This is a genomic window from Desulfobacula sp. (assembly GCF_021107415.1).
On sequence record NZ_JAIOSW010000282.1, the window covers coordinates 1 to 15,326 of the forward strand.

The following is a 15,326-nucleotide window of genomic DNA, read 5'->3' on the forward strand; positions in this document are numbered from 1 at the left end:
ACCCTTGTGGATCTTAAAAAATATAAGGATGCGAGAGGATATGACAGGATCATAACACCTGAACTTTCAAAAGAGATTCGAAATTGTCTTGATAAAGGAAAACAGGCGTTGATCTTTTTGAACAGGCGGGGGTTTGCAACTTTCCCTGTCTGCATGGATTGTGGAAAATCTCTGACCTGCAAATATTGTGATGTGACCATGACCCTTCATAAAGGGCACAATGAATATCAATGTCATCTTTGCGGGTATGGCCGGCCCGTTAACACCAAATGCCCGGCATGTAACTCTTCAAAAATTAAACCATTGGGGTTTGGCACTGAAAAAGTGGAATCCATGCTGAAAGCTCTGTTTCCGGATGCCCGGCTTGTCAGGATGGATCAGGATTCGACATCCCGGAAAGGGGCTACCATAAAAATACTGAAAAGTATCAGAAACCGGAATGTTGATATTATTGTGGGAACCCAGATGCTTGCTAAAGGTCATGATTTTCCCTCTATTACGCTGGTTGGCGTGATTTGTGCCGACCTGTCCTTGAGTCTTCCGGATTTCAGGGCAGGCGAGCGAACCTTTCAGCTTCTTGCCCAGGTGGCCGGCCGTGCGGGAAGAGGTGAAAGTAAGGGAAAGGTCATTATGCAGACCTATAATCCCGATCATTTTATTATTGAAGCCGCTAAAAAACAGGATTTTTTCGAGTTTTTTCAAAACGAGGTGCCATATAGAAAAGCATTACTGTACCCACCTTTTTCACGAATGATTCAATTGAAAATATCCGGAAGCAACTTTGCTAAGGTAAAAGTCTATGCAGCCAATGTTGCATATATTTTCAGAGCATTACTTGAAAATGAAGAAAGACAAAAGAATATGGTTCAGATTTTGGGGCCTATTGAGGCGCCTATTCAGAAAATTTCCTCACGGTTCAGGTGGCAGATTCTTGTGAAAAGTCCTTCTTCAGCCCTGGTTAACCGACTGATAAAATCCATGATGGAGCACCCGAAAGTAACTCCCAAGTCAGGGGTCAGGCTGACTGTGGATGTTGACCCGTATTCTTTAATGTAGCACGGACCGGAAAAGAAATGGCTTTCCCGGTCCGTACAAAGGTAACACAACACCCACCCCGACCTATATATACAATTTGTTAAAAAACAAGTAAGGCCCTAAATTGTCAGAATGTTCATCTGAAGTAAACTCTGCGCTTAGATATTTTCCCTTTTTTGCTTTGACAACCACTTCTTTTTTTACAATTGACTGTTTGGCATCGTCCAGAACAAATTCAAGAAAGAGCTTGAGCCCGGGCAGAATACCCTGTTCGATATTGGTTTTGAGCATAATACCTTTGCTGTTCAGTTTTTTTATGATCATTTTACCGCTGCATTTGATAATGTCTTTTGAGACAAATGTGCCCAGCAACTGAGTGTTTTGTATTGATTCAATCTTTTTTTCAAGGATAACCATATAGGTATGCCCACACCGGCACCTGCATTTTACTTTGGTGCTCTGCCTTTTTATGTTGTACTCTGAAAGCTGCATGCTTTTTTCCCTATTGCATTCAGGGCAGGCAAACTGGGCTGTATCAAAACTGTCAATTAAAATTCTCTGTTCCATTTCAAGCTCCTGTTTTATTAAAGTACGGGCTTTACAGATTGCCATTGAATATTCATTTATTCATTTTTTATTCCAACAGGGTAAAATAGTATTTGATCTTAGTGAATTTATTAGATATATTGATTATATAATAAAATTAATCTTTAAATTTAATGGAGGTTGTGTTTTTATTTCATATGCGGTATTTTTATTTAATTAAAATTGTTATATTTAATCATATGGAAAAGGTTTCTTCATGAATCAATCCGATTTTGAACTTTTTAAGGAACTCAACCCTGAGACATTACAGAAAAAATTCCTTAATTCTTTATTAAAAATCCATAATGTCCAAAGGGGTTCCATATGGATTAAGAAAAAAGATACATACCTGTGTATTGAAGCTGCCGGTGCCGAGAGTGACCAGATTAAGGGGGTCTCTCTGGACGTCCAGCATCCCAGTATCGTGGGGTGGGTGATTGAGAATAAAAAGATGACCGTGGCGGAAACTAAAAGTGACCGGCGTCATTACAAGGAAGTTGAGGATAAATTAGCTGTAAAAAGCAGCCTGATTCTCTGTTTCCCGCTTTTTTTCCGGGATAAGAAAGTTTATGGTGCTGTCCAGATCATTGATACCACACCGGAAAAAAGTAGCCTTAATCTTGATAAAGGATATCTGGAACAGCTTCAGAATCTTGTGGATATCTGTTCTATTGCCCTGAGCAATGCCATTTTATATGCCAATGAAAGGAAAAAGACACAGAGCCTTAAAACTGCATTAAAAGAAGTAAAAAAAGAAAGTGTTATCATTGGTCAGAGCCCTGAGTTTAAAAAATGCTTAGACCTTGTAAAAAGTTATGCAGGTACGGAGTTTCATGTACTGATCACCGGGGATAGCGGTACCGGTAAAGAACTGGTGGCTGAAAAAATTCATAAATCAAGCGTTCGAAAGGACAAACCTTTTCTGGTGCAAAATTGCAGTGCTATTCCGGAAACGCTTTTGGAAAGTGAATTGTTTGGATATAAAAAAGGGGCATTTACAGGGGCCACCCGGGATAAGATAGGACTTTTTGAGGCAGCAGACGGTGGAACAGTCTTTTTGGATGAGATAGGGGATATGCCCATGAGTATCCAGGCAAGTCTGCTCAGGGTGCTTCAAGAAAATGAGATCAAGCCCCTGGGCGAAACAAGAGTCCGGCATATTGATGTCAGAATCGTTGCAGCTACCAACAAGGAAATCAAACAGATGATTGCTGACAACAGTTTCAGGCAGGATCTGTTTTACCGGTTATCCGTGCTGCCGGTTCATCTGCCGCCGCTAAAGGAAAGGCGGGAGGATATTCCTTTACTGGTCAGACATTTTCTTGAAAAAGAATCTTTAAAAGCCGGAATGATTGAAAAGAAGATTGCAACGGATGCCATGCAGTCTTTGGTGTCTTATTCCTGGCCCGGAAATATCAGGGAACTTGAAAATCTTATCCGCTATCTCATGGTAACAGCAGAGGATGAATATATTGAGCTTTTAAATATTCCCCTTCATGTAAGAAACCAGAACGCAAATATAGATCCTTTTAGCGATCCTTCTGTTTCTTCCAAAGATGGTGCCAATGATTTTATCATCAACCTGTGCAGCATGACATGGCCCCAATTGGAAAAAGAGTATGTGATATCACTTTTGAAAAAAAGTAATTGGAACATTACATGGGCTGCCAAGGCCTCCGGGATCAACCGGTCTACTTTCGCATCCAGAATGAGAAAACTTGAGATCAGGCGCGATCGTCAGGATTTTGATTAAAAGATTTTGAAAGGTGGAAAAGATGAAAAAAATTTTTAATGGTAAAAAGACGACAAAATTAGGTACTGAAAAAAAGCCCGCAGTTGTTAATGTACAAACAGAAGAAAGATTGAAAGAAGTATCATCCATATTTGAAGAAAAGGGTTGGACATTTATAATTGAATTGGAACCGGATAAACCAGAAGATATTACCGATTTAGACATATTGTTGAATCCACAAAAAACAAAGATTGTCGAAAATAAAGTGGGCCGCAATGAACCCTGTCCATGTGGAAGCGGTAAAAAGTATAAAAAATGCTGTGGTAAATAATGCCGGCCTTTTCGGCCTGAGCTGAACCTTAAGGGGTGGGGGTTTGAAAATCGTTGATAAATTGTGTCACAATTTTTAAAAGCCCGGTATTCCAGCCCGAGACAAGGTGAGCAGGCGCATGAGTTGAGATGTTTTCTTCAGATCGATAGGTCTTTTCGGAAATAACCTGGAAGGTTTTGTCTACCCTTTTTTCCAGGGCCATTCTGATTTCAATAATGGCTTTTGGGTCATTTGTATCCTGAAAATCTCCGTAAAGATTTGTTATTTTTCCGGATAACCGAAAATCGATATCCTGTTTAATATTTGTGAGTGCAGGTGTGAAAAGGCTTGATGCATAAAGATTTTCCTCTATTTTCTCCGTAACCAGTCTTGCAGGATAGCTGACAAATTCATTGTAATAATCAGTTACATATTCGTTTTTTCCAACGCGGTAAACAAAAGAATGGGAATCAAATGTAGAATTAATGAAAAATTCTTTGACAAGAAGGGCTGTGCCCTGGCTGATACTATTCTGGTTTGAAGCGGGTAGATTGATATTTAAGTCAAAATATTTTTTTTCAATAGGCTCTTTTTTTAAACCGGCACATCCATAAAAGGCGTTCAGGCAAATCACAATTCCAACTAGAATGATAGATTTTTTTGGCTGCATTACTCATTTTCCTTTGTATTGATTTTTTCCGGGGGCTTTTCAAAGAGCAGCCTGCCGGGATATTTTTTGATATCTTTGCTCATCTGTTTTAAATTTTCAGAAGTGGTTTCAAGATTTTCAATGATTAGCTTAATCCTGTCGGAATTCAGCCAGATCATATTCTCCAGAAGACCGGATGTGGCAGCAAGGCTTTCCATCAGTTGGTCAAGATTGGAAGACAGACTGTTAATTTTTGGACCCAGCCTGGTTTCAAGCCCGGCAGTGATATTTTTTGTACTGCCGGCCGCTTCTTGAAAGTCATTGATGGCTTTATTAATAGGTATTTTAGAGGTTTCAACAATAGTTCTTAATTCTGAAAAAGAGGCTTGTGCATCATCCAGAAAACGTTTAACCCTGGCAGACCCCATGGCAGAATTGACCTTCTGGTTTGTATCTTTCAATTCTTTTAACAATGAGGCGATCAGGCTGGAGATACGCTCCATATCAAAGTCATTGATTTTTTGATCCAGGGTTTTTACAAGGGTTTCAATGTCCTGGGTGAGTCCTTTCAGATTTATGCCCGCAAGATTATCAAGAATCTGGTTAAGGGTATCGCCAAACTGTTTCATGCTGCTTTTCTGGGAAGGGATATAAATATTTTTTGGCAACCAGGAGATATCAAGCGTGTTGTCAGGATCTTTTACTGAATAATCGGTTTCAAGATAAGCTGCCCCGGTCAATCCTTTAAATGCGAGCCGGACAGTCAGGCCGTCCTTGATGGCGTTTTGGATTCTGGCCTTGGCAGACCCCCCTGTCTGGCCCAGAGAAATGCTGTCTTCAAGGGATATGATGACCAGTACATAATCCGACTTGGCTTGATAGACCCGGGAAGCGCTGGTAATGGATTTGACACTTCCGATTTTTATCCCTTTATATTTGACCTCGGAACCTATGGTCAGGCCCTGCACAGATTCATTGAAACAGGTTTCGGTAAGCAGTTCTTTTTTAAAGAATTCTCCTGCCCCGAAAATGATTAAAAATGTCGCCCCAAGACCAGATGCAATGATAACAAACAGACCGAGTTTAAAGTAATTTGCTTTTTGGGTCATTTTTTACCTTTATCGATTATCCGGTTAAAAAAATTATAGACATATGAGTTGCTTTTGTCGGCTTTCAGTTGTTTTGGTGTTCCGGTTGCAATAATTCCCTTTGCACTCTTTTCAAGCATGATGACCCTGTCGGATATGGCTTCAATACTTGCCAGTTCATGGGTAACGATCACAAATGTGATACCAAGGGAAGATGCAAGATTTGTTACCAGATGATCCAGTTCTGCTGAAGTAATCGGGTCCAGTCCCGCAGAGGGTTCATCCAGAAAAATAATAGAAGGGTCAAGGGTCATGGCCCGGGCAATGGCAGCCCTTTTTTTCATGCCGCCTGAAAGCTCACCCGGCATGAGAAAGGCACTTTTTTCAAGGCCGACCAGCTGCAGTTTCAGCCGGACAATATCATCCATGACAGAATCAGGAAGGCTTGTGAATTCCTTTAACGGAAGCTTGATGTTCTCCATCACCGTCATGGAACCAAACAATGCCGCACTCTGGAAAGCAACTCCGATTTTTTGCAGGATCCGGTTTTTTTCGTTGCCAATGGCGCTGGACAGGTTTTCGCCTAAAATCATCACATTGCCTGAAATGGGAGATAAAAGTCCGATCATATGTTTTAACAGCGTGCTTTTCCCGCACCCGGACCCGCCGAGAATAACAAACACTTCGCCTTTCAACACCTCAAAATTGACATTTTCAATAATGGGTATGTTGTTATAGCCTGCAGTGAGGTTTTCTATTCTTATGGCGGTTTGTGTCTGTTTCATACGCCCATGTAAAAATAAATAATTGAAAAAATTCCGTCAAATATAGCAATCAGGACAATGCCGGTGACAACAGCCCGGGTGGTTGAGATTCCAACGGCAGAAGGTCCACTTTGGGTCTGGTATCCCCGGATGCAACCGGATGCTGCAATCAAAACTCCGAATACAAAGCATTTTACCATTCCTCCTGCAAAATCGTTCCATTTCACAAATGATACAATCTGGTTGTAATAGGAAATAATGGGGTATCCCATGGATGTGATCACAAGGGCGCCTCCCAGCATCCCCATAAGGTTTGAAAATATGCTTAACAAAGGGGTAATAAAAGTAGATGCAACGATTCTGGGTATGATGAGGAATTTTACCGGGTCAAGTCCCATTACTGTTAAGGCGTCAATCTCTTCGTTGATCCGCATGGTGCCGATTTCAGCAGCGAATGTAGAGGAAGATCTTCCGGCCAGGACAATAGCTGTCATTAAAGGCCCGAGTTCCCTCACCATGGCGATCCCGATGAGATCAGCCACATAGAGTTCCGCTCCGAACATTCGCATGGGAATGGCCGCTTGAAAGGCCATAACAAGGCCGACAATAAAACTGATCAATGTAACGATGGGAAGAGCGTCAACCCCGGACCGTTCGGCAACCAGGAATGTGTCTGACCATCGGATTCCCTTTGGATGCCTAAGACTTTGAATAAGTGCCCATGTGATCTCTCCTGTGTAGGTGATAAACTCCTTGGTTTCCAATAAGAAATCTGAAACGCTTTTGCCCTTATTTTCAACAAAGGAAAGCTTTTGGGGTATTTGTTTTGAAAAATCCTTTTGCCTTATATTCTTTGCAAGATCCAAGAGGGTTGAATACTCTTGTTTAAGGTTAATTATTGAGATGTCTTTAAATCCCCGGGTTTTACCAAATGTCTCCAGATAGAAGATAAAAGCTGCCCCTGCAGTATCCAGATAATTCACCTTTTCAAGATCAAGGATCAGGCTTGTTCCGTTACCCTCAGATATTTTTTGGGTGATTTTTTGCCAGAGGCTTGATGCCCCTTTTGCATCAAACCTTCCGAAGAGGGCGATAACCGTCGCGTAATCCTCTTTTAAAATTGTAAATTTTGGCGGAGTTTTCATCAAAGTATAGTTTTTCCGACCGGTTCCGGAACTCCTGAAGTGATCACCCTGAAAGGTTCCCCTGCAGTGTGGGAGTCAATGGTTTTTATTTTCAAATATTTATCTGATGGTACAAAATTTTTCATTTTCATAAATCCAGTGCTGCTGATTCAGTGTTATAGATTTAATGTTCAGTGCACTGCTTTAAATCTGTATATCATGCTTAACCAATGTTATTCAACGTCTGGTTTTCTTTTTAACTGCAAGTGCGACCCATTCATCCATATATTCTTCATGAATGATAAAAAGATGATTTTTTTCAAGGGCAGCCAGTATTTCGTTTTGCCGCTCCTTGATAATGCCTGAGAGGATAGTTGTGGTATTTTCCGTCATTCTCATTGATATCCCGGGCAGGATGTCAACAATAACATGGGCAATAATATTGGCTGCAATACAATCGTATGGTATCGGATCTGTTTTATCCAGAGTTGTACATGTCAGATCAAACAAGCCGGTATTAATTTCATTTTTGGCAAGGTTTTTTTGAGCTACCTTTATGGCGACCTCATCATTATCAATACCGATTATCCGCCAGGCACCGAGTTTGGCAGCTATAATCATTAAAATTCCGGAGCCGGTGCCAATATCCAGAAATATTGAGCCGGGTTCAAGATATGTCTCAATCAGTTTTATGCACATGGCAGTGCTTGGATGTGTACCCGTGCCGAATGCCATACCGGGGTCAAGATGAATAATAATCTCATCCTTCCGGGCATCATAATCTTTCCATGCAGGTTTTATCGTTATCCTGTCTGTAATCGGGGTTACGTTAAAATATGCTTTCCAGGATTCGGACCAGTCTTTTTCATCAACAATTTCAGTTTTGATATCAATTTTAATATTATAATCTGACAGATTTAATGCTTTTTTCTTTATTTTTTCAAATAAGATGACAGACGAATCAAGCAAGGGAAGAAAGCCTGCAATTGAATAGATTTCAGGTTTTGCCAGCGTATTCGTGCCAAAACCTTCATCCGGTTCATCCAGAGGGATATCACATATTACTCCTTTGAGATTAAATGAAAAGAAGATATCACAGATCAGCTCTTCGGCTAAAATCAAATTTTCAGAATCAAATTGGACAATGATTTTTTTGAATTGCATGGATATTAACTCTTTCTTGTATTTTTTTAAAAAAAAGATTATTTTTCAGGATAAAATAATATTAGATTAAATACAAATGCTTTCAAAAACAGGTTCCATCAAATGGAATTAGACAGGATCTATTATGAAACCTCTGGACAGCTTTCTATCGCAATTGTCGGACCTCCACAAAGCTGATGGAGGTAGTGCCTTTAGAAAGAATTTTGCAAAAATTAATCTGGATCAAAAGGATTCCGACATTGAAGAGGTTCAAAAATTAAAAAAGGTGGTTTCAAAAATAAGAGATGTCTTTATCCTAAATTGGGATCAGCTTGAAAACCATAGAAATAATCTTGAAAAAATGGTTGATGAAAGAACCCGTGAACACAACGGGTTAATTAAAAAACTGGCCCGGCAGATCGAAGAGAGAAAAGAGATTGAAACACGGCTTTTAAATGTACAGAAACTCGAGGCTATTGGTACTCTTGCCGGTGGTATTGCCCATGAATTTAACAACCTTTTTATGGCCATTACAGGGTATGCCTCCCTGATTCAAAAACAATCCGAGCCCGGGCACCCAAATGCAGTAAAAGCTGAAAAAATAATGTATCTGGTTGATAATGGATCACAATCTATCAAGCAGCTGCTCGGATTTGCAAGAAGCGGCAAATATGATCCGGGCCCATTAAATATAAATGAAGTGCTAAGAGTGAATCTGGATATGTTTAAGCGAACCCGGAAGGATATAGAGATTGTTACACGGTTTATCCAGGAAATCTGGAGCGTAACTGCTGACCGGTCTCAAATGGAACATATAATTATGAACCTATTGTTAAATGCATCCGAAGCCATGCCGGAAAATGGTCGAATTGCCTTAGAAACAGACAATATCGTGCTCGAGAAAAAAAAGATAGGCATGGATAAAATTGTATCTGGTAGATTTGTCCATCTTTCCATCAGGGATGAAGGCAGAGGAATTGAAAATAAATATATCCAACGCGTCTTTGATCCGTTTTTCACAACAAAGCCGATCAGCGCAGGCACAGGGCTTGGTCTTGCCTCTGTTTATGGTATTGTTGATAACCATGACGGGTTTATAACCGTGGAAAGTGTGGTTGGCAAGGGGACCGTGTTCAGTATTTTTTTCCCGGCAGTGAAAAAAGAAAAAAAATAAAGAAATGATCAATCCATATAACAATCTTTATATCTATTATTTTGACGGGATTCCCCAGGTTGACAGAATGATCCAGAGCAATAAGGCTTTTCTTGGAACCTGGGTGGATGAAGAAATTTCTTTTCTTTTTTTTTCTTGTTTTTCAGATGATACAATTGAAGGGATTCTTAAAAAAAATAAAGATATCAGCCTGATTGAAAAATATGAAATGACAGGTGAACAATGGCATGGAGATAAGATTGAACCCTATTATGTGCATGATCTGTGCATTTATCCGCCATGGAATAAACCTGTTGGAAATGATGAAACCATAAAGGAAATCCTGCTTGATCCGGGCGTGGTATTTGGAACCGGCAGACACCAGACAACAGAAGACTGCCTGTATCTGATCCATCGATTATGTACAAAGCACACAATTCAATCCGTTCTTGATATTGGTACGGGAACAGGACTTTTGTCCCTTGGGGCTGCTGTGCTGGACTGCAAACGCGTGATGGCCTGTGATTTTAATTATCTGGCGGTTAAGACAGCTTTAAATAATATCCGGCTTAATGGATTTGAAGACCGAATTCTTGCTTTCCAGGCAAAGGGTGAACAAATAATGGCCATTCCCTGTGATCTTCTGGTGGCCAATATCCACTATGATGTGATGCAGGTAATAATCGAGAGTCCGTTTTTTCTGGAGAAAAAATGGTTTATTCTATCCGGGCTTTTAAATTCCGAAACTAAAAAAATATTGGATTCATTGTCCCGGAAGAATGTCCACATTATTGAAAGGCGATGCCCGGATGGAATCTGGAACACCATCCTTGGAAAAACCTTGGGGTAAAATTATTTTTTAGGACGGAGTTATTCTTCCCCCCGCTCTTCCAAAACTTCTTTAAGAACGGTCAGGGCTGTATTTGCAGCAGGCACACCACCGTAAATACTGGTCTGGAAAATCACTTCTGCAATCTCTTCTTTTGTGCATCCAACATTCAGGGCCGCATGGGTATGGAGTTTGAGCTCATCCGGTTTTGAAAGAACCGTTAATGCCGCCACCGTAATAAGTTGCCGGGTTTGATGAGGGATTTTTTTTCTGGAATACATCTGGCCTGTGATATAGAGGGACATGTCTTTTGCAAGGCCCTTATCAAAATGTCTCCACAGGTTGTATGGCTTTTCCTCTTCTTTAACCGTGGAAAAATAAAGTTTTGCAGTTTCACCTGTTTTTTTTGCAATGTCTTTTGGGTCCATCTTTTTCTCCTTTTACGTGTGACCTTCAGGTTACGTGTGACCTTTAGGTTATGCGTAATGAGTTTTGAGTAGTGAACTTTGAGAAATAATACGTCTCTCTCCACTCACCACTCAAAATTTAAAACTCAAAATTCATTTATCTGTTGGCTTTCCTGAATCCAAGCTGATCCAGTGCAATGATCCATTTGCAGATATTTGTAGAACCTTCAACCATGGAATAGGTCGGGGCATCCCTGTAGTATCTGGCAACGGGATATTCTATGGAGTATCCATAGGCACCCAGGATTTTCATGGCATAGTTGGCAGATTTGGTAGCTATTTCACCGGCAAGATATTTTGCAATGGCCACATCACGGCCATTGTTTAATTGGCCCTGATCTTTTTGCCAGGCGGCTTTATAGACAACAAGACGGGCAGCTTCTATTTCAGCCGTCATCTGGGCGATCAGATCCTGGTTCATCTGGAATTCACCGATTTTTTTACCAAATTGTTTTCTTTCATTGCAATATTTGCTTGATACATCAAGACAGGCCTGGGCAAGCCCTACACCACCGGCAGCAGCTGACAGCCTTGTCTGGTTCAAAGATGAGAAAACAATTTTTGCACCATCTCCGGGTTTGCCCAGAATATTCTCTTTGGGCACTTTAACATTATCAAGGAAAAGCTCTCCTGTGGGTGAGGAATGGGACCCCATCTTGTCAAGACCGGATGTCTTGATGCCTGCAAAGTTTTTAGGCTCGATAACAAAGGCGGAAAGCCCTCTTGATCCAGCGGCTTTATCTGTGTAAGCATAGTAGAGCAGAGCGTCCGCATAATTGGCATTGGAAATCCAGGTTTTAGAACCGTTTAAGAGCCAGTGATCTCCCTTGTCTTCAGCAGTTGATGCCATGGCCATGACATCTGAACCCGCATCAGACTCAGTAATGCCGAATCCGCCGATATATTCAGCAGTACAAAGTTTTTCCACATATTTCTTTCTAACTTCTTCATTCCCATATTTAAAAATGGTATAGGCACATCCCAGGACCTGCATATTGACCTGTACCCTTAATGAAGAAGAGACCTTGGCAAGTTCTTCCGTTATAATCATTGCCGCCAGAAAACCCATGTCTTCTCCACCGTATTCTTCGGGGATAACGGTTCCGAAAAATCCCAGTTCGCCAAGGGGTCTCATGACTTCTTCAATGGGGAAGTGGTGTTTTTCGTCCCATTCATCTGCAAAGGGCTCGATCTGTTTTTTCGCAAAATTTCTGATTTCTTTCTGGAGCATTTTAAGTTCGGTTGATAATTTAAAATCCATTGTTCCTCCTAAACGGTTAAAATTTTTCAGTGCCCAATCCCATTGCTATTGAAAAAGATTTTGCAGCACTGGTCACTATATTAATACAATTGGAAAGATGATCCTCCTGTTTGAGTCTTATTTCAGGTATGGCAATGCTCAGGCTTGCCAGGATCTGTCCTTTATAATCAAAAACAGGGGCACTCAGTGACCCTAATCCCGGAGTTCTTTCCCCGCAGCTTATGGCATATCCCTGTTCCTTTATTTTGTAGAGTTCTTCAAACAGCTTATCCGCCTGAATAATGGTATTCTCGGTGATGGGTGTAATTTTTGTGGTTTTAAAATAATTGTCCTGGAATTCCTCGGTGGAAAAGGCCAGCAGGCATTTTGCCGATGCCCCGGCAAACAGCGGGGACTGGTTGCCGATGGGCATGCCGGCCTTCAGTACTTTGGGGGATTCAATATTGTCGATACAGAGACGAAGATTCCCTTCAATGATATTTAAGTGTACTGTTTCAAGGGTGGCAGCTGCCACTTCTTCCATGAATTTATGCCCGACACGGGTGAGGTTATTGGAGCTGTTTAAATTTTCAAGAAACCTGTAAAAAATGTTTCCAATAAAATACTGCCGGGTTTCAGGGTCCTGCCTGACAAATTCATAGGATTTGAGAACCTGCAGGATTCTCTGGACAGTTGCAGGGCTGAATTCAAGTTTTGCGCTTAACTCCCTGATACCCCACGACGGCTTGGTGTCCTGGAATTTAAGCATGATTTCCAGCGCTTTTTCAATGGAGGTCAGTTTTTTCATATTATTGGTCATATACGGATGGCTGTTCAAAGGTAATCACGTTTGCATCGGTTTTCATATTCATCATTTTCTAAAGCGTTCTATATATTAAAACATTGTTCCATCTTGAGATTGTACCATAAACTAAAATTTGATAGACTTGTCAAGAAAAAAGTTAAAATATAGCTAAGAAATAGCTTGACAAAGGGAAAGGATTATTTCATTTTTACAAGATATTAAAATGCCGTTCCTGGTATCACCCAGAGCGGGTTTTTTAATATAGATGAATTAAATGAATAAAGGGCTGTACAAAGGCGAAAATGAATGACTTTATATCATGCAGAGAGCACGAAATTTTGAAGCTCTCTGCAGATACAAAATTTGGTATTCAAGGTATTGATAATTATTCAATAACAAGAAGCAGCTGTTTGGTGGCAACTTTGTCTTCCACTGCTACCGCGACTTGCTGTACCTTGCCTGCTGTTGTTGTAATAATGGGATTTTCCATTTTCATGGCTTCAAGGATCAACAATTCCTGTCCTTCAATAACATCATCGCCTTCTTTTACATGCACTTTCCAGATTGTTCCGGGCATGGGTGCCAAGATTTCTGAGCTCATTTTCCTCTCCTTTGTTCAAAATATATTGGGTTCTCTTCTTGCCGGAAAAAGATTCTTTCTTAAACAAGACAGTTTTGGTCTATACTTAAAGAAAAGTTTAAAGTCAAGTGGAGTTGGATTTAATGATAAGCGGTTGGCTTCCTTTTAAGGGAATACTGATCTGAAAATAATAATTTATTGCAGTGGGAGTAAAGTATGAGACAATATTTTGAAAAAATGACAGAATTTGGTGTGGAACTTAATAAAGGACAATTATTAAGTTCTGAAGAAAATGTGAAAAATGTTAAGGAAGTGGAAGCCGGGATAGATGTTGAAGTCGAAAAAGTGAAAAATGCCGGAATGCCGACTGAAAAAATTAATGCAAGGGGTGTAATGACAGTCTGGCAGCGGCTTGAATACCTGGTTGATCCCGGTACCTGGAATCCTTTGCACACTCTGTTTAACCCTGAAGATAATGTTGAAAATACAACAAATGTCATTGACGGTCTGGCAAAGATTTCCGGCAAATGGTGTGTTGTGGCTGGATTTGATAATAAAGTCATGGCCGGTGCATGGCTTCCGGGACAGCCTGAAAACATTTTAAGGGCCACCGACCTTTCAAAAAGATTAAATATCCCCCTGGTCTGGCTGGTTAACTGCAGCGGTGTGAAGCTGACGGAACAGGAAAAATTCTATGCCAACAGAAGGGGAAGCGGTACCACCTTTTACCGCCATGCAGAGCTTGAGCAGGAGGGAATTCCAGTGCTGGCCGGTATTTATGGTACAAATCCTGCCGGCGGCGGATACCAGGGCATCAGCCCGACCATTCTTTTTGCTCATAAAAATTGTAATATTGCCGTGGGCGGCGGCGGGATACTAAGTGGTATGTCTCCCAAAGGGTATTTTGATCTGGAAGGTGCGGAACAGCTCATTGCTTCAGCAAAAGAATACAAGGCCAAACCTCCGGGATCAGTTGATATCCACTATGATGAAACCGGTTTTTTCAGGTATGTCTATGAAGAGGAAAAAGGCGTTCTTGACGGGCTCAAAGACTATATGAAGGATATGCCGGCTTACAACCCTAAATTTTTCAGGGTTGCCGAACCCAAAGCCCCAAGGTTCCCGGCAGAAGATCTCTACCGTCTTATCCCCCATAACCAGAAACAGATTTATAATTTTAAAGAAATCATCGCCCGTCTTGTTGACGGCAGCGAGCACATGGAATTTCGACCGGATTATGGACCCGAGATTTATACGGCTCTCGTAAAGATGGATGGTTATCTTGTGGGTATGATCGGCAACAACCAGGGATGGCTTGGGGAAGATTATCCCGAGTATGCGGATTACGGCGGAATCGGCGGCAAGCTTTATCGCCAGGGCCTGATCAAAATGAATGAATTTGTCACCCTTTGCGGCCGTGACAGAATCCCTGTGATCTGGTTCCAGGATACTTCCGGTATTGATGTGGGTGATATTGCTGAAAAGGCAGAACTGCTTGGCCTTGGACAGTCCTTGATCTATTCCATTCAGCAGACGGACGTGCCAATGATGCTGATAACCCTGAGAAAGGGAACCGCAGCAGCCCATTATGTCATGGGTGGCCCCACCGCCAACCGCCACAATGCATTTACCCTGGGGTTAGGGACAACTGAAATTTATGTCATGCACGGTGAAACAGCAGCCGCAGCCAGTTTCTCAAGAAGGCTTGTCAAAGAAAAAGATGCAGGACGCCCCCTTGAACCCATTATTGAGAAAATGAATCAACTGGCCCAGGAATACCATGATAATTCAAGACCGGCCTATTGTGCCAAATATGGCATGG

Annotated in this window: 17 protein-coding genes; 6 read left to right on the forward strand and 11 right to left on the reverse strand. The window is 41.2% G+C overall.

Annotated features, from left to right (window positions below):
• Nucleotides 1-1,056: primosomal protein N' (gene priA / locus K8S13_RS14800; RefSeq protein ID WP_291463630.1), on the forward strand; the 1,056-nt coding region annotated here is incomplete at its 5' end.
• Nucleotides 1,057-1,119: 63 nt separating this feature from the next.
• Here the strand turns inward: priA and K8S13_RS14805 are convergent.
• Complete coding sequence (locus K8S13_RS14805) at nucleotides 1,120-1,602, reverse strand: hypothetical protein (RefSeq protein WP_291463632.1); 483 nt, start codon at nucleotides 1,600-1,602, stop codon at nucleotides 1,120-1,122.
• A 235-nt stretch (nucleotides 1,603-1,837) separates the two neighbouring features.
• Between K8S13_RS14805 and K8S13_RS14810 the strand changes: the two genes are divergently transcribed.
• Together K8S13_RS14810 and K8S13_RS14815 are read left to right on the forward strand one after the other, a co-directional pair.
• A complete protein-coding gene (locus K8S13_RS14810) occupies nucleotides 1,838-3,373 on the forward strand; it encodes a sigma 54-interacting transcriptional regulator (RefSeq protein ID WP_291463634.1) in 1,536 nt (511 codons plus the stop codon).
• A 22-nt stretch (nucleotides 3,374-3,395) separates the two neighbouring features.
• Nucleotides 3,396-3,683 carry a PBPRA1643 family SWIM/SEC-C metal-binding motif protein gene (locus tag K8S13_RS14815; RefSeq protein ID WP_291463635.1) on the forward strand — a complete coding sequence of 96 codons (288 nt, stop codon included), beginning with the start codon at nucleotides 3,396-3,398 and terminating at the stop codon, nucleotides 3,681-3,683.
• Nucleotides 3,684-3,711: 28 nt separating this feature from the next.
• Here the strand turns inward: K8S13_RS14815 and K8S13_RS14820 are convergent, their stop codons facing one another.
• From K8S13_RS14820 to prmA, 6 genes are all read right to left on the reverse strand, one after another.
• Nucleotides 3,712-4,332, reverse strand: coding sequence for a hypothetical protein (locus K8S13_RS14820; RefSeq protein WP_291463636.1), 621 nt, complete (start codon nucleotides 4,330-4,332; stop codon nucleotides 3,712-3,714).
• Complete coding sequence (locus K8S13_RS14825; protein WP_291463637.1) at nucleotides 4,332-5,420, reverse strand: MlaD family protein; 1,089 nt, start codon at nucleotides 5,418-5,420, stop codon at nucleotides 4,332-4,334. The genes K8S13_RS14820 and K8S13_RS14825 overlap by 1 nt, the downstream gene beginning before the upstream one ends.
• Nucleotides 5,417-6,184, reverse strand: coding sequence for an ABC transporter ATP-binding protein (locus K8S13_RS14830; protein WP_291463640.1), 768 nt, complete (start codon nucleotides 6,182-6,184; stop codon nucleotides 5,417-5,419). Before K8S13_RS14830 ends, K8S13_RS14825 begins: the two co-directional genes overlap by 4 nt.
• Entirely contained in the window at nucleotides 6,181-7,308 is a 1,128-nt protein-coding gene (locus K8S13_RS14835; protein ID WP_291463642.1) for an MlaE family lipid ABC transporter permease subunit, read from the reverse strand. The genes K8S13_RS14830 and K8S13_RS14835 overlap by 4 nt, the downstream gene beginning before the upstream one ends.
• Nucleotides 7,308-7,433, reverse strand: a complete 126-nt coding sequence (locus tag K8S13_RS14840; RefSeq protein WP_291463644.1) for a proline racemase family protein — start codon at nucleotides 7,431-7,433, stop codon at nucleotides 7,308-7,310. Before K8S13_RS14840 ends, K8S13_RS14835 begins: the two co-directional genes overlap by 1 nt.
• Before the next feature lie 91 nt (nucleotides 7,434-7,524).
• Nucleotides 7,525-8,451 carry a 50S ribosomal protein L11 methyltransferase gene (prmA, locus tag K8S13_RS14845; protein ID WP_291463646.1) on the reverse strand — a complete coding sequence of 309 codons (927 nt, stop codon included), beginning with the start codon at nucleotides 8,449-8,451 and terminating at the stop codon, nucleotides 7,525-7,527.
• A gap of 124 nt (nucleotides 8,452-8,575) precedes the next feature.
• Between prmA and K8S13_RS14850 the strand changes: the two genes are divergently transcribed.
• Nucleotides 8,576-9,604: an ATP-binding protein gene (locus K8S13_RS14850; protein ID WP_291463648.1), complete on the forward strand. Its 1,029-nt coding sequence runs from the start codon at nucleotides 8,576-8,578 to the stop codon at nucleotides 9,602-9,604.
• 4 nt (nucleotides 9,605-9,608) lie between these two features.
• The gene (locus tag K8S13_RS14855) at nucleotides 9,609-10,433 is read left to right on the forward strand and encodes a 50S ribosomal protein L11 methyltransferase (RefSeq protein ID WP_291463649.1); all 825 of its coding nucleotides are present in this window, start codon (nucleotides 9,609-9,611) and stop codon (nucleotides 10,431-10,433) included.
• Between the two features lie 20 nt (nucleotides 10,434-10,453).
• Here K8S13_RS14855 and K8S13_RS14860 read toward each other — a convergent pair whose 3' ends face one another.
• The 4 genes from K8S13_RS14860 to K8S13_RS14875 all read right to left on the reverse strand — a co-directional run bounded on the left by K8S13_RS14860 (nucleotide 10,454) and on the right by K8S13_RS14875 (nucleotide 13,525).
• Nucleotides 10,454-10,840 carry a carboxymuconolactone decarboxylase family protein gene (locus K8S13_RS14860; protein WP_291463650.1) on the reverse strand — a complete coding sequence of 129 codons (387 nt, stop codon included), beginning with the start codon at nucleotides 10,838-10,840 and terminating at the stop codon, nucleotides 10,454-10,456.
• Between the two features lie 136 nt (nucleotides 10,841-10,976).
• Nucleotides 10,977-12,140, reverse strand: a complete 1,164-nt coding sequence (gene acd, locus K8S13_RS14865) for a glutaryl-CoA dehydrogenase Acd (protein WP_291463651.1) — start codon at nucleotides 12,138-12,140, stop codon at nucleotides 10,977-10,979.
• A gap of 16 nt (nucleotides 12,141-12,156) precedes the next feature.
• Entirely contained in the window at nucleotides 12,157-12,927 is a 771-nt protein-coding gene (locus K8S13_RS14870) for an IclR family transcriptional regulator (RefSeq protein WP_291463652.1), read from the reverse strand.
• Between the two features lie 382 nt (nucleotides 12,928-13,309).
• Entirely contained in the window at nucleotides 13,310-13,525 is a 216-nt protein-coding gene (locus tag K8S13_RS14875) for a biotin/lipoyl-containing protein (protein ID WP_291463654.1), read from the reverse strand.
• Nucleotides 13,526-13,720: 195 nt separating this feature from the next.
• Between K8S13_RS14875 and K8S13_RS14880 the strand changes: the two genes are divergently transcribed.
• Nucleotides 13,721-15,326: acyl-CoA carboxylase subunit beta (locus K8S13_RS14880; RefSeq protein WP_291463656.1), on the forward strand; the 1,606-nt coding region annotated here is incomplete at its 3' end.

Coding starts and splice junctions, on each gene's coding strand:
- prmA (WP_291463646.1), bottom strand. CDS start 8,451: ATGCAATTCAAAAAAATCATTGTCCAATTTGATTCTGAAAATTTGATT.
- K8S13_RS14870 (WP_291463652.1), bottom strand. CDS start 12,927: ATGAAAAAACTGACCTCCATTGAAAAAGCGCTGGAAATCATGCTTAAA.
- K8S13_RS14835 (WP_291463642.1), bottom strand. CDS start 7,308: ATGAAAACTCCGCCAAAATTTACAATTTTAAAAGAGGATTACGCGACG.
- K8S13_RS14805 (WP_291463632.1), bottom strand. CDS start 1,602: ATGGAACAGAGAATTTTAATTGACAGTTTTGATACAGCCCAGTTTGCC.
- K8S13_RS14830 (WP_291463640.1), bottom strand. CDS start 6,184: ATGAAACAGACACAAACCGCCATAAGAATAGAAAACCTCACTGCAGGC.
- K8S13_RS14820 (WP_291463636.1), bottom strand. CDS start 4,332: ATGCAGCCAAAAAAATCTATCATTCTAGTTGGAATTGTGATTTGCCTG.
- K8S13_RS14855 (WP_291463649.1), top strand. CDS start 9,609: ATGATCAATCCATATAACAATCTTTATATCTATTATTTTGACGGGATT.
- K8S13_RS14815 (WP_291463635.1), top strand. CDS start 3,396: ATGAAAAAAATTTTTAATGGTAAAAAGACGACAAAATTAGGTACTGAA.
- K8S13_RS14810 (WP_291463634.1), top strand. CDS start 1,838: ATGAATCAATCCGATTTTGAACTTTTTAAGGAACTCAACCCTGAGACA.
- K8S13_RS14840 (WP_291463644.1), bottom strand. CDS start 7,433: ATGAAAAATTTTGTACCATCAGATAAATATTTGAAAATAAAAACCATT.
- K8S13_RS14875 (WP_291463654.1), bottom strand. CDS start 13,525: ATGAGCTCAGAAATCTTGGCACCCATGCCCGGAACAATCTGGAAAGTG.
- K8S13_RS14860 (WP_291463650.1), bottom strand. CDS start 10,840: ATGGACCCAAAAGACATTGCAAAAAAAACAGGTGAAACTGCAAAACTT.
- K8S13_RS14850 (WP_291463648.1), top strand. CDS start 8,576: ATGAAACCTCTGGACAGCTTTCTATCGCAATTGTCGGACCTCCACAAA.
- K8S13_RS14825 (WP_291463637.1), bottom strand. CDS start 5,420: ATGACCCAAAAAGCAAATTACTTTAAACTCGGTCTGTTTGTTATCATT.
- acd (WP_291463651.1), bottom strand. CDS start 12,140: ATGGATTTTAAATTATCAACCGAACTTAAAATGCTCCAGAAAGAAATC.